The 13,487-nt window shown below is 60.8% G+C and carries 9 protein-coding genes and 1 tRNA gene; 3 read left to right on the forward strand and 7 right to left on the reverse strand.

From position 1 onward, the window contains the following. Nucleotides 1-432 precede the first annotated feature (432 nt). The 4 genes from lnu(F) to imuA form a co-directional block, all read right to left on the reverse strand. The gene (gene lnu(F), locus ACSBPQ_RS09625; RefSeq protein WP_442681943.1) at nucleotides 433-1,257 is read right to left on the reverse strand and encodes a lincosamide nucleotidyltransferase Lnu(F); all 825 of its coding nucleotides are present in this window, start codon (nucleotides 1,255-1,257) and stop codon (nucleotides 433-435) included. A 436-nt stretch (nucleotides 1,258-1,693) separates the two neighbouring features. Continuing rightward, nucleotides 1,694-4,780 (reverse strand): error-prone DNA polymerase, encoded by a 3,087-nt coding sequence (locus ACSBPQ_RS09630; RefSeq protein ID WP_442681944.1) that lies wholly within the window; start codon nucleotides 4,778-4,780, stop codon nucleotides 1,694-1,696. After that, the gene (locus ACSBPQ_RS09635) at nucleotides 4,777-6,183 is read right to left on the reverse strand and encodes a Y-family DNA polymerase (RefSeq protein WP_232522519.1); all 1,407 of its coding nucleotides are present in this window, start codon (nucleotides 6,181-6,183) and stop codon (nucleotides 4,777-4,779) included. Before ACSBPQ_RS09635 ends, ACSBPQ_RS09630 begins: the two co-directional genes overlap by 4 nt. 6 nt (nucleotides 6,184-6,189) lie before the next feature. Continuing rightward, nucleotides 6,190-6,804 (reverse strand): translesion DNA synthesis-associated protein ImuA, encoded by a 615-nt coding sequence (imuA, locus tag ACSBPQ_RS09640; RefSeq protein WP_057640795.1) that lies wholly within the window; start codon nucleotides 6,802-6,804, stop codon nucleotides 6,190-6,192. A gap of 545 nt (nucleotides 6,805-7,349) precedes the next feature. Here imuA and ACSBPQ_RS09645 point away from each other — a divergent pair. Then, the gene (locus tag ACSBPQ_RS09645; protein ID WP_001137513.1) at nucleotides 7,350-8,585 is read left to right on the forward strand and encodes an IS256-like element ISEc58 family transposase; all 1,236 of its coding nucleotides are present in this window, start codon (nucleotides 7,350-7,352) and stop codon (nucleotides 8,583-8,585) included. 80 nt (nucleotides 8,586-8,665) lie between these two features. Here the strand turns inward: ACSBPQ_RS09645 and mobI are convergent, their stop codons facing one another. Then, nucleotides 8,666-9,322 carry a conjugative transfer protein MobI(A/C) gene (gene mobI / locus ACSBPQ_RS09650; RefSeq protein WP_057640794.1) on the reverse strand — a complete coding sequence of 219 codons (657 nt, stop codon included), beginning with the start codon at nucleotides 9,320-9,322 and terminating at the stop codon, nucleotides 8,666-8,668. Between the two features lie 503 nt (nucleotides 9,323-9,825). Between mobI and ACSBPQ_RS09655 the strand changes: the two genes are divergently transcribed. Both ACSBPQ_RS09655 and ACSBPQ_RS09660 read left to right on the forward strand, forming a co-directional pair. Continuing rightward, the gene (locus ACSBPQ_RS09655) at nucleotides 9,826-10,320 is read left to right on the forward strand and encodes a hypothetical protein (protein ID WP_152979548.1); all 495 of its coding nucleotides are present in this window, start codon (nucleotides 9,826-9,828) and stop codon (nucleotides 10,318-10,320) included. 1,228 nt (nucleotides 10,321-11,548) lie between these two features. Further along, entirely contained in the window at nucleotides 11,549-12,106 is a 558-nt protein-coding gene (locus ACSBPQ_RS09660) for a Fic family protein (protein WP_232522520.1), read from the forward strand. Nucleotides 12,107-12,327: 221 nt separating this feature from the next. Here ACSBPQ_RS09660 and ACSBPQ_RS09665 read toward each other — a convergent pair whose 3' ends face one another. Together ACSBPQ_RS09665 and ACSBPQ_RS09670 are read right to left on the reverse strand one after the other, a co-directional pair. Beyond that, the gene (locus tag ACSBPQ_RS09665; protein ID WP_083490107.1) at nucleotides 12,328-12,915 is read right to left on the reverse strand and encodes a helix-turn-helix domain-containing protein; all 588 of its coding nucleotides are present in this window, start codon (nucleotides 12,913-12,915) and stop codon (nucleotides 12,328-12,330) included. 434 nt (nucleotides 12,916-13,349) lie between these two features. Then, nucleotides 13,350-13,424 (reverse strand) — tRNA-Val (locus ACSBPQ_RS09670). Between the last annotated feature and the right edge of the window lie 63 nt (nucleotides 13,425-13,487).

Consider the following 13,487-nt stretch of genomic DNA (forward strand, 5'->3'; position numbering starts at 1 on the left):
AAACAGTACAACAAGTCTGGCCCGGCAGCTCGGGCTTGAGCTTTCTGCGGACGGAGCCGGATTGCCCGGGCGCGCGGCCGAGAACTCGCACCGCTAACCCTCAGGAAGCCGACTCAGGATGATCGTACTTGCGCCAAAGTCGCGCCTGTCCGAAGCCGAGGAGTACCACGGGTGACTGCCGATGCAGCTCCCGCGCTTGCGAAGTGCAAATGCCGCAAATGAGCGAGATGCTGCAAGGCACCTAGAGCCCGGCTACGACACTGCGGGAAACAAGGCCTAACGACAAGCTCACCCGCCGCCGGAAGCGCAGAGAGGAGGAACGACGAACGGAGCTGTAGGCGGTCGGGTGCAGCGCCTTGTTGTGCCGGTGTTGGTGCGTAGCAGTTGCTATTTGCTTTGACGCCCTTAATTAAGGCAACGCTGAAAAGCCCGTCAATGCAGATTGTGGTTAGCAGATGCCTTATCAAGTAAAGTGCTCACATGAGCAATGATGCTGTGCGGCAGCTCTACATTTAGTGGAATGACAATACTCTTGAACAACTCGCAACTCCAATTCCACGACTGCTGATAAGCAGCACATAATGCGGTTGGCTGCGCGCTGGATGTACAGGCGATGTAGCAATCATAGACGGTGGTGGAAAGTTCTTGCTCCAACGCGCGTGAAGGGGTTGGCCAGTGGTCTGTCACGCCTTCATGGAGACGGATCAACTTGAGTAAATTCTCGTGAACTTTACTCAACAATACCCACGCGCGGGCAAATTCGCCGCGATTGAGAAGATTGGCACCGAGAAGCATTAGGTTGATGAGGTTCAATGTTAATCCCTCGACCAATGAGGCACCTTCTCGTATCGGCGGCCCTCCCACCAGTAGTGATGCATATTGTGATAATTCACCGGTACGATCCAGTATCACGGCTGAAGATAGAGAAGGAAACCAACCATAGCCTTGCCAGCTAGCAATGATTGATGAATTGGATGCGCGCTCGAAATGGAACTCGCCACGCACGCCATTATGGAAAAGTGCTGTGTGGTGACCGAAATCATCTATGAAATAGGCGGCAAGTGGACTCACTGAATTGAGCCATGGTTTCTGCTCGAAATTTTCAAATTCATCATCTTGGATAAAGACCGCAAATTCAATATCAGAGAATGCGTCTCCCTCGCCGACCGTAAACGAGCCGAACATGAGTACGCCTGAGATACGCTCATCTCGCTGGCAAGCTTCCTTAAAACATTCAATCATTTCTAATTGCAGCATATTTAACTCTCTTCTTTTGATGTTGGCATGACTTCGGGGAAAATGCAAGAGATAATCGCATTATAGTTGAGAATGTAGACCCGTTTTAGTATCACGCAGCGGCACAACGCTTATTGGACCGCCTAATTGCGGTGTTGCACGGAGTATTCCACGTCCGGGCAAGAGTTGGAATCAGGGAATTCCTACGGGAAACCAATGGGTTGGAGAACTGCAGGGACGCTGGTGTTGGCTGTGTTAGACCGCAAGGAAGACCTGCTATGGATTAGACCCCTCTCGCATCCGGTGTAATCGGACAGAAATCGCCGTTTTTGCCGAAGCCAGTCCGGTCGCGGGGTCAGGCATCGCACCCTACCTGGTCATGGCAGCAATCTATCGGCGGGTCACGCGCCCTGTTCGAAATACCGTCCATCCACCCCGGTAGTCAGCCAAGTGATGTCTATCTGAAGTCACGGCTGCCTGTCTCCAGGCCACCGAGCAGCCCATCAAGGTTGGTCATCCGTTCGGCGATCAGGTGCGAAACCCCCTCCACCCGCTCCCATCGCCCTTCGATGCCGAGCAACCGGCTCTCGACCAGCGTCCGGCGCTGCCGCTGCATCACCTGCTGCCAGACGACGACGTTGATCATGCCGTCCTCATCTTCCAGCGTCACGAAGGTCACGCCGCTGGCCGTGGGAGGCGACTGCCGCATGCGCACGATGCCGGCATGGCGCACGCGCCTGCCGTGCGGCAGCGCTTCCAGTTGCACCGAACGCAGGTAGCCACGCGCCTCCAGTTGCCGGCGAATGAAGCGCATCGGGTGCCTGCCCAGGGTGGTCCCCGTGGTGCTGTAGTCGGCTTGCGTGTCCTGCCATGGCGTGGGCAGCGGCAAGGCCGGTGCGGGCTCGCAGGTTCCCGGCAGGCCCTCGAACAGCGGCAGCGTCTTTTCCACGCCCGATGCCTGCCAGCGTGCGCGATGGCGGTGCCCGGCCAACCCCTTCAATGCGCCCGCGTCGGCAAGCAATGCAAGATGGCGCGAATCCAGATCCACGCGATGGCTGAGGTCGGCCACATCGGTGAAGCCCCGATGTTGCCGTTGCCCGGCCAGCCGCTCGGCCACCGCCGACTGGAACCCGTCGATCATCCGGAGTCCGAGGCGGATTTCAGGATTTCCCGACCTATCACCGCGGGCAAACTCCAATGTGCAATCCCACTGGCTGTAACGTACGTCCACCGGCCGTACCTTGACCCCATGGCGGCGCGCGTCCTGCAGGATCTGGTCCGGGGTATAGAAGCCCATCGGCTGGCTGTTGATCAGGCTGGCGGCAAACGCCGCCGGTTCGTGGCATTTGAGCCAGCAACTGGCATAGGTGACCAGTGCGAAGCTGGCGGCATGGCTTTCGGGAAAACCGTAACTGCCAAAGCCCTTGATCTGGTGGAAGAGCTGCTCGGCATAGTCGAGGCTGTAGCCGCGTTCGAGCATGCCCTGGGTCAGCTTTTCCCGGTACGGCTCCAGCCCGCCGCGGCGTTTCCATGCCGCCATAGAACGACGCAGCGCATCGGCCTCGCCCGGGGTGAAACCGGCCGCCGCCACCGCCAGCTGCATCACCTGCTCCTGGAACAGCGGCACGCCCAGCGTACGCTCGAACACATGACCCAGTTGCGGAGGGTATTCGACCGGTTCCTCGCCATTGCGACGCCGCAGGTAGGGATGGACCATGTCGCCCTGGATCGGCCCGGGGCGCACGATCGCCACCTCGATCACCAGGTCGTAGAAATTGCATGGCCGCAACCGCGGCAGCATCGCCATCTGCGCCCGCGATTCGATCTGGAACACGCCCACGGTATCGGCCTTGCCGATCATGGCGTAGGTGTGGCGGTCATCGGCGGGAATCGTGGCCATCGTCAGCTCGCGCCGGCCCGTGTCACGCAGCATGTCCAGGCATTTGCGCACGGCGGTGAGCATCCCCAGCGCCAGGCAGTCGACCTTCATCAGCCCCAGCGCGTCGAGGTCGTCCTTGTCCCACTGGATGACGGTGCGCCCGTCCATCGCCGCGTTCTCCACCGGCACCAGGGTGTGCAACGGATGCTCGGAGATCACGAAGCCTCCCGGGTGCTGGGACAGGTGGCGGGGGAAGTCGATCAGTTCACCGGTCAATGCCAGCAGCTGGCGCATGACCGGCGCGTCCGGATCAAAACCACGCTCGCGCAGCGCCTCCGGCAAGGGGGTATCGCCGCTCCAGCGATCCAGTGTCCGGGCCAGCTCGTCGATCTGGTCGGAAGGCAGGCCCAGCGCCCGGGCCACATCACGGATCGCGCTGCGGCCACGGTAGCTGGTGGCCACCGCCGTCAGCGCGGCACGATCACGCCCGTAGCGCTGGAACACATACTGCAGTACTTCCTCGCGCCGCTCGTGTTCGAAATCGATGTCGATGTCCGGCGGTTCGTTGCGCTCGCGCGAGATGAAGCGCTCGAACAGCAGGCACATCCGTGACGGATCGATCTCGGTGACCCCCAGCGCGAAACAGACCGTCGAATTGGCTGCCGATCCACGGCCCTGGCACAGGATGCCGCGGCTGCGGGCAAACCGCACCAGATCGTGGACGGTGAGAAAGTAGGACGCGTAGTCGAGCTCGGCAATCAACGCCAGCTCGTGCTCGATCTGGCTGCGCGCCTTGTCCGGTACCCCTTGCGGCCAACGCCATGCCGCGCCCTCCTCGACCAGTTGCCGCAACCAGCGTGCCGGCGTGTAACCGGCCGGCACCAGTTCGCGGGGATAGGTGTATCGCAGCTCGTCGAGGCTGAAGCGGCACCGCGCTGCAATGCGCACGCTCTGCGCGAGAGCCTCAGCCGGATAGATCGCCGCCAGCGCCTGCCGGGTACGCAGGTGACGTTCACCATTGGGGAACAGCCGCCAGCCCGCTTCGGCCACGGTGCAGCGGTGGCCGATGGCGGTGAGCGTGTCCTGCAGGGCGCGACGGCGGCGCACATGCATATGCACATCGCCCGCGGCCACCAGCGGCAGCCCATGGTGGATGGATTGCTGCTGGAGCCTGTCCTGGTGCTGGACGTCATCCGGCCCGCGGTGCAGTTCCAGCGCCAGTCCGAGGCATCCGGGGAAGCGCTGTTTCAACCAGTCGATGTCGCTATCGGGCGTGGGAGTTGCCTGACAGAGCAGGCAGAAAAGTCCGGGCACCTCGTCAGGAAAGTCCTCACGCAGGCATCGGTATTGCCCCTTCTTCGCCCGTCGCCGGGCCACCGTGATCAACTGGCACAGGATCTGGTAGCCGGCCAGGTTCTCGCACAACAGCACCAGCTTCGGCCCGTCTTCGACCTGCATCTCCGCACCGACAACCAGCCTCACACCCGATTCCCTTGCCGCCTCGTGGGCACGCACGATGCCGGCCAGCGAACACTCGTCGGTAATGGCCAGGGCGGTGTAGCCCTGTTCCTTGGCCCGCTGGAACAGTTCCTTGGCCGTGGAGGCCCCGCGCTGGAAGGAAAAAGCCGACAGGCAATGCAGTTCCGCATAGGCCGGCGCGCTCATGCGAACCACCCGTGCAGCATGAACGGGCCACGCTCGCCCGGTGCGGTAAAAGCCCAGGCGCGCTGGCCGTTGCGCGTTTGCAGCACGTAATAGTCGCGGCGCACCGGCTCGCCATCCCACCAGCCCGATTCGATCCGCTCCGGTCCGCACAGCACTTCCATCCCGAAACCCCGCAACGGAACCGGGTGCGGCAACAGCCATGCCGGACGCTGGGGCAACTGCGGTGGCAACGTTGAAGCCGACGACACCCCGGAGGCCCGTTCAGGACGGTGATCGGCGTGCACGCTCATGCCCTGGACGGCCTCGTCCCCCAAACGTGCCCGCAACCGTTCGCGCAGTTGCTCCCAATCCATCGCCTGCTGTGGCCGGGTGTCGAACAGGTCGCGCGCCACCGGCACGAACGGCGGCAGTTCCTCGGCCAGCAACGACATGCCGCGCGTGCCAGCCGGCAACCGCAGATGATCCAGACGACTGCGTGCCAGCTCGAACAGCACGGCGGCATCGCGCTCGGCGGTCAGCAGGCCCACCACCAGGGTGCTGGCCGGGTGACGCTCGTGCTCGAACTTCAGCACGAAGCGCTGCACCCCGCCGTCGCGACTGGACAGGAAAGCGGCCAGATCACCAGTCAGCCGGCGCAGTGGAAACAGCAGTGCGGTGCTGGATTCGACCTCGTACTCGAACTCGATGCGGGCCATGAAACGGTCGGGCGGCTGGAAATACGCCAGCGGCGCGGCGTCCCTGCCCCGGATGGCATCCAGATGGGCCAGCACCTCCGGCGGGAAACGCCGTACCAGGCTCTCGCGGGCCAGCGCGAATACCGGCCGAAGGGTACGCAGGCCCGAGCGGCTCAAGGTATCGACTGCGACCTTAGGCAGGCCGGCACGTTCGATGGGCACCCGCCCCAGCGCCGCTTCCAGTTGCCCTTCATCCACCCCCAGCCCGTCGTGGTTGCGGGCCAGCACATAGGCGGCGTGGGGATTGGGCGCGGCCACCAGGCGATGGCGGAAGCCCAGCATATCCAGCTCACTGCGCAGGCGCCGTTCCAGATCAGGCCACTGCCCGAACAGAGCCCGACTGGCGCCGATCTCCAGCACCAGTGCATGCCCGAACTCGGTACAGACCTGCGAGCTGAAACTGTATGCCCATGTCGCCAGCAACAGGAACGCCTGTTGGTCCACGCGCGGGTCGTGATTCTGGACGATGAAATCCGAACCAAGGGCCTGAGCCGCCGACAGGCGCATGCCCCGCCGCAGGCCCAGTCGCTGGGCCGCAGGAGCGACCGCATGCAACACCCGGCGCTGCGCCGGGCCACTGGCCAGCACCAGCGGCACCTCCGGCGTCGGCAATTGCCGGAGGACGGCATCCATCGCCAGGTGCGGCAGCAGCAGGCAAGCCCAGCGCATGGCAATTCACGCAATCGCAGAGAAGCAGATCGACCGGGCGGGAGGATTGCCCCCCCGGCACTTGAGCACCCGGATCTGGCCGGGACTGACCTGCAGGCGCAACGCGACCGGTGACGGGTTGTCGGCATGGCGTGCATCACGGAACACGAAACCCAGGCATTGGCCCGTCTCGGCAGCGACCTGCAAGCGACGCAACGCGCGGTCATCGGCCTTGGCCGGCCAGCACAGGACCGCGCCACAAGCGGCCGAGCGCAGGCATTGCTCCGTGGCCCACAAGGCCTCGCGGGGAGATGCATGGACAACCTGCACCTGGCTCAGGTCCATGCCGGCCCGGGCCCATGCCGGCGCATGCGGTCGATAGGGCGGCGCGATCAGCACGACCCTGAAGCCTGCACGCGTGAGCCGGGCCAAGGTTGGCCAGACCAGCGATATCTCCCCCATTCCGTCAGCCGGCAGCAGGATCTCCGACAGGGCGTGTGCAGGCCAGCCCCGGGCCGGCAGCACGGCATCCAGCGCGTCATACCCGGTGGGCTGAGGCGCAACCTCCGGAACACCCGCCGGCTGGCCGCGCCAAACCCGACCGGTATGCACCAAGGCATCCAGTGCCACGACCGCAGCCATCACACCACCTCCGTCGAGCGGAAGTGGTGGCTGCAGAAGCGGAAGCAGAACAACGGCATGAGGGCAGTCTCGGACCCGGGCGGCGCATGACCTGAGACAGCACATCATATGCTGTTAGCAGGATTACTAACAAGAGAAGGAGGGAAGATGTTGTAGCAGTGCGCCAGCCCTACACCTCGCGGCTCTCCCATAGGCGTAGCCTGCTACCCCCGTTCATCTGCAGTAGGATTTCTGGTCTTCAGTGGACGGGGCAACTTTGTTGCCTGGCTTACGGAACTGAAGGACGGTCGCGGATCGACCGCCCTGTTCTTCTTGTGGGCGATCACCCTGATTAAGGAAACCTTATGGGCTGCGGAGAATAGCGGCCAGCGGCACCTGCAGGTTCAAGTAGCTGCGCAAGGCACTCCACACGTCCTGTTCGGACTGGGGCATGTCGAGTGGTGCAGTTGCGATGGTCATTGGGTCGGGTGCCTCGTGTTCGATGTCATCGAGCGTGTCAGAAATTTTGTGTGAGAGGCATACCATGATGCTGCCAAGGAGCATGTATGCCACGCAAGAAGAAGACGCCGGTGGTCACGCCGGCCATTGATCTGCCGAAGGAATTTCTCGAGAAGCTGATCCCGGGTCCGATGGACGCGGCCGGGGTCGAAGCCGTGTTCCAGCAGCTGAAGAAGGCCGTGATCGAGCGGGCGCTGGGCGCGGAGCTCGGCCTGCACCTGGCCGACGCCGAGGGCGGGAGCGGCAACCACCGCAACGGCCGCAGCGGCAAGACGGTGCTGACCGACGAGGGTCCGCTGCGCATCGACGTGCCGCGCGACCGGACGGGTACGTTCGAGCCGCAGCTGATCCCCAAGCACGAGCGTCGCTTCGCCGGGTTCGACGATCGGATCGTCTCGATGTACGCCCGCGGCATGACGGTGCGTGAGATCCAGGGGCACCTGGCCGAGATGTACAGCGTCGAGGTGTCGCCGGAGTTCATCAGCAAGGTCACCGACGAGGTGATGGCCGAGGTCACCGCATGGCAGGCGCGGCCGCTGGAAGCGATGTATCCGGTGGTGTTCTTCGACGCGCTGCGGGTGAAGATCCGCGAGGACGGCGTGGTGCGCAACAAGGCGGTGTATCTGGCGCTGGGCGTGCTGGCCGACGGCACCCGCGACATCCTCGGGCTGTGGATCGAGAACACCGAGGGCGCGAAGTTCTGGATGAAGGTGTTCAACGACCTCAAGACGCGCGGCGTCAACGACATCCTGATCGGCGTGGCTGACGGCCTGAAGGGCTTCCCGGAGGCGCTGGAAGCGGTGTTCCCGGCGACCACGCTGCAGACCTGCATCGTGCACCTGATCCGCAACAGCCTGGACTATGCGGGCTGGAAGGACCGCAAGGCGCTGGCGGCGGCGATCAAGCCGATCTACACGGCCCCGACCGCCGAGGCCGCAGAGGCCGAGCTGGATGCGTTCGAGGCCGGCGACTGGGGCGAGCGCTTCCCGACGGTGGTCGCCGCCTGGCGCCGTGCCTGGACGCGCGTGGTGCCGTTCTTCGCGTTCCCGCCGGACGTGCGCCGGGTGATCTACACGACCAACGCAATCGAGAGCGTGCATGCGCGCCTGCGCAAGATCATCAAGACCCGCGGCCACTTCCCCAGCGACGAGGCCGCCACCAAGCTGATCTGGCTGGCGCTGCGGAACATCACCGCCGAGTGGAGCCGCGCGTCTCAGCACTGGAAAGCGGCGATGAACCAGTTCGCGATAATCTACGAAGACCGATTCACGCTGGCTCGCTGAAAGAGACTTCCGGACTAAACCGCCTCACACACAAAAAATCGGACACGCCCATGTCATCAGGGTCTTTCATAACGAATACCTCATTCAGTAGAGGCCCCCAAATGAGTTTTATCGAATTCATAGGTCATGGCCGCCTTCTCGGCATCGGCAAGGCGCCGCCTCTCCCGCTCATCCCCCTGCACCGCCAGCTCAGCGGCCAATCCCTCACGCTTGGCCTCCTCGACCTTTTCCACCGGATTTGTCTTCTCTTCGCAGAGACGACTCAGCGTCCGGATCGACACACGCAAGTTGACGATCTTCGACCACAGCTCTCGGAGCACCACAGCTTTCTGTTCGGCTTCGAGTACCAGCACCTGCTGGTAGTCACGGGAGAGTGACATCAGATCCGGCAAACGGTATCCGAACCCCTTGCCCTTGGCGACGTTGTGGTAGATCGGCCTGCTAGCACTCGCTCCGTTGGGCTTGGTCTTGGCCTTCAGCAGTGACCAGTTGATCTCCAAGCTGCCCTTGTGGAGCCGGGTGTGAAAGAGCAGTGGTGCAAATTGAGCCTTGTGCTTTTCCTTGGTGGTGGCTTCGCCTAGTTGGTCCTTGGCGTTCTTCCTCGCTTCCTTGAAGGATTTACTCAGCTGCTTGGCTTCGATCTCGATCAGTGCCTCAAGGACAGTGACCTGCTTGGTGAGGTCTTCAATGGTGTTGGCCAGTTGGCCTAGGTCCAGCTCGTAAAGCTGGTGACTCATAATTCTCCTGTTCCCCATATATCTACTTGCTATGGGAATGGAAAATTTCCCATACAGGGAAAGCAGGCAGAAGTGGGTTTTCAGGGTTAGCGAAAGATCGTTTCCCCAATGTATGGGGAAGGCCCACCGTTCACATGCAATGCATGGGATTGGGAGGGCGTTCACATACATGGGAGGCTTCCCCCATTGCATGGGGACGGAACCCCATTCCCATGCAGCAGTAGTGTGTGGACGGGGGTGCTTTCCCATAGCGGATTTCGCTATGGGATAGCCAGGCGCAGAAAAGCGCCAAAAGTAGGTCGATTCCCAGGTCACCAGGGAAAATCATGATGACTGCGTATATGGGGAAGACCCACCGTTCCCATGCATTGCATGGGATTTGGAGGACGTTCACATACAAGGGCGGCTTGCTAATGCATGGGGACGGAACCCTATTCCCATGCAGCAGTAGTGTGTGGACGGGGGTGATTTCCCATAGCGAACTTCACGGGTTTTGCTATGGGATGGCCATCCACGACAACACGGCAAAGCCTTGGTCTCAAAAGCTCCACTTCCCAGATCACCAATGCCAGTGGGCGGGAATTGGCCCCTGGCTTGCTGGTGAGGGTGTGCTGCCCTCGCCGCCAGCAGGCGTGTCCGCCAAAAAGGTCGAGATTCTCTATCCTTTAGGACCGTTGCTAGGCAAGCCTTTGGGCGTGATTTCGCCCGATGCTCCCGTTGAAAAAGGTCGAGATTCATTAGTGACCATGCCGAGCAACCTCATTTTTGCCCTGCATCAGGCCAAAAAGGTCGAGATTCTTTCGCCCTCGATTCCTTTATGTACCAAGCCATTCGGGACGAAACTCGCAGCTCATGCCGCACAAAAGGTCGAGATTCTTTTCCGGGCTACAGAAAGGGGGCTTTTTGACCCCTCACCGCAGCCTGATGGTCGAGATTCTTGGCAGCCCGAATTGCTTGGCATGCAAGTCTTTCGGGGGGCGTCAACTCATGAACCGTGAAAAGGTCGAGATTCTTCTGGAGCTTGAAATCCAGCTCTCAACTACCTAGCCGAAGACCCGGCCGCGAAGCCGCTATTTTCCGGTACAGCTGATGGGAGAGGATTGGATGCAATCACTTCTCCCTCTGGATTCGTGGGGGGTGCGATCATTTCTCCACACCAAGCTCTTGGGGGTGCGACCATTACTCCACACCCCTACATGTCGCAATCGGCCTGGATGCGTGGGCCGTACGCACTTCACAACTGCCACCAGTGGGCTTTATGAAGTGTGGAGTAATGGTCGCACCCCCTAGGGTTCGGGAGGCCTCTCAGCCCTACTCGGCGACCTCTGGATATGCCCCCCTTCATCGCCTCGTCGCTCGCCCCACCCCGAGGATGCGCCAGATATAGTGCCTATCCTGCATTTTTTACCCAATATCTAGTCGTAGCTTACAAGAAGCGCCTCCCCCTCCTGACGACTCAGACCGCTGAAGGGAGAGGTCAGCAGTCCTCTTTGGACGGATGGGTGCGATCATTTCTCCACGCCAAATTCGTGGGGGGGCGACCATTACTCCACACCCCTACATGTAGCAATTGGCTTGGATTCGGGGACCGTATGCACTTCACAACCGCCACCAGTGGGCTTTGTGAAGTGTGGAGTAATGGTCGCACCCCCTAGGGTTCGGGAGGCCTGTCAGCCTTACACGGCGGGCTGACGCCCGCCGCCTATGCACGACAACTCACGGCCAATGCCGCGACGATGAACACCGGATTCCAAACAGCCCCTCTACTGAAGACGGGGGACGCCGAGTGACAGCTACCAGTGCTGAATCGTGATCGGCGCGCACAGTGCCGATCACGTCACAGTCCTAACCTCACTCCAAGCGCGGTGCTCGAGAACACCTGCATCGCTGCTTGTCACGGCTCAGGGGAGCAGGTCAGTCGGACGCGTACAACTCACCTCTCAGCACCGTAGCTGACGAAGAATTCGGTCTTTAGCATCGTCCACATCGGCCAGATCTCATGATTTTCCCACGTGGGAAAAATGTGGATAAGTCTGCATGCCATTGATATAAATAGGGAATAGGCAAGAAAAATGATCCACCAAAACTCTACATGTAAAGGAATTCCTTTATTGTAAAGAGTTATCCTTTATCGTAAATAACACTCATTACCGTTTGTAAAATTCGAAAAAATCCATCGGACCAGAGAAGAACCTGCGGGTTTCGAAACGGGTAGATGCATCCACCTTGCATCCCTTCGACGACGGCAACGGCCGCCTCACTCGAGCCCTGACCGATCTGGCCTTGGCCCAAGCACAACCACAGACAATCCGTTTCTACACCATGTCGGCCAGCATATGGGCTGACCGCGCAGGCTACTACCGCATCCTTGAGAGCACCCAGAAGCGCAGCCTTCACATCACCGCCTGGCTGCAATGGTTCCTGAGCACCCTGCATGACAGCCTGATTCAGGCCTGGCATCGGATCAACCGACTGAAGGCCAAGGGATCTTTCTGGCAGAACCATTGCCCCCAATCGCTGTCGGCAGACCAAATGAAAGTGCTCAATCGCCTTCTTGATGGTGGTGAGCACGGCTTCGAGCAGGGCATCAACACCCGCCAGTACCAAGCAGTGGCCAAGGTATCCAAAGCCACCACCGACAGCCACCTCATCGACTTGGTGGAAAGGGGCTACTTGCGCCGCCTACCAGATGGCGGCCGCAGTACCCGTTACGAAATCAACATACCCGCTACGGACACCCCTCTGGCAACCCGCCCCTGCTCCACCCAAAGTCCCAGCACATAGCCAGCTAGCCCGTGATTGGTTCGCGTCGTCTGATCTCTCGCTTGAAAGATGTCGACGCGAAGCTACTTCAGCGCCCCTAAAGTCGGAGCTTCCGGTCGCAGCCAGACAGTCTGGACAAGGACTTGCGGCTGTTCTCGCCAAGCTACCTACAGATGCAGTGCCAGGACACAGTCAATGCCAAGTCTTGCCTGTCCTTTAGTGTGAACTTGAATCGCTGGAGATCAGCCAAGGTCCTCCTCCCGTACCCGCCACAGTGCGGTATCCGGGATCTCGGTTTCAGCCTGTTCCAGGAGATAGCGTCGAAGCTCTTCGGAGACCGCCTGATCTTCCAACTTCATGTGGGTCGCAGTCCGATTGAATGTGGCGTTGAAGAGCTTCAGGCGCTGTTGATCGACGCTTGCCTGTAGCGACTGTCTCGGCACCACCAGCAAGACAACTTCACAATCCATGGCCGCGGCTGCGCGGCGCAATGTGTCAACCTGCACCGTTCCGGCCCGCTCGCTGTTCTCCAGCTTGAGCACCGAACTAGGCTGCACCCCCAGTCGTCGTGCGAGCTCGGTTCGGGACATTCCTAAGGCGTCGCGAGTGGCCGCGATCCAACCGCCACGTGGTACGGGTCGAAGTCTGGGTAGTATCTGACGCAGCCAATCACCGGTTTGATCAAGCTTGAACCGGGCTAAGCGACGCATCCGGGAAGTTGCGCTGGGAGCCATGATTGTTCCTTCTAAGGAACAAAAGATTAGCGCAACTATTCCCTGTATGGCTCTTTTGTATGCGTGGCATTTGCCGCACAGGGCTCTAGTTCCCATCCAAACGCTCTATGAAGCGCTTGTTCGACCGGTAACGCCACGTGCTTCATCTACGTGCACAGCGCGATGGAGGTCACCACCGGATCGAAGCCGAACGTACGGTGCGGATCGCCAACTCCGCCGCGCCCATACGCCAGCGACCGACAAACCCTGCGTGAATAGCACGTGCCGATAGGATAAGAAAACCTGAACGATACCGCCGAGGCGTACGATTTAGTGGCCAGACCTGTGCAGGAATCGCTGGGTCATTACAAGATCGGCCAAGGGATGCACTCCAATGCTCGTATCGGACGCTGAAGGTGACACACCCCGAGCATGAAAGGCCACGTCACCAGCTCAGAATCGAGGCACAAAAAAAGCGGCGCTTATGCAGGCCGCTTTTCCGTATTTTTTCCGTACGTGCCACGAGCCAAAGTCCTAAGTCTTTGATTTCGTGGTGGGCGGTACAGGGTTCGAACCTGTGACCCCTACCATGTCAAGGTAGTGCTCTACCGCTGAGCTAACCGCCCTTCTCGGCAACAGTTTGTTCGTTGCGAGGGCGCGTATCTTAACCTTGCCTGCGACAAAGAACA

This window comes from Stenotrophomonas sp. JC08 (assembly GCF_052180205.1).
Taxonomy (GTDB): Bacteria; Pseudomonadota; Gammaproteobacteria; order Xanthomonadales; family Xanthomonadaceae; genus Stenotrophomonas.

Bases quoted from the DNA above. Each gene is read 5' to 3' on its own strand.
- ACSBPQ_RS09630 (WP_442681944.1), bottom strand. From the start codon at position 4,780: ATGAGCGCGCCGGCCTATGCGGAACTGCATTGCCTGTCGGCTTTTTCC.
- ACSBPQ_RS09635 (WP_232522519.1), bottom strand. From the start codon at position 6,183: ATGCGCTGGGCTTGCCTGCTGCTGCCGCACCTGGCGATGGATGCCGTC.
- imuA (WP_057640795.1), bottom strand. From the start codon at position 6,804: ATGGCTGCGGTCGTGGCACTGGATGCCTTGGTGCATACCGGTCGGGTT.
- ACSBPQ_RS09645 (WP_001137513.1), top strand. From the start codon at position 7,350: ATGCCACGCAAGAAGAAGACGCCGGTGGTCACGCCGGCCATTGATCTG.
- mobI (WP_057640794.1), bottom strand. From the start codon at position 9,322: ATGAGTCACCAGCTTTACGAGCTGGACCTAGGCCAACTGGCCAACACC.
- ACSBPQ_RS09655 (WP_152979548.1), top strand. From the start codon at position 9,826: ATGGCCATCCACGACAACACGGCAAAGCCTTGGTCTCAAAAGCTCCAC.
- ACSBPQ_RS09665 (WP_083490107.1), bottom strand. From the start codon at position 12,915: ATGGGAACTAGAGCCCTGTGCGGCAAATGCCACGCATACAAAAGAGCC.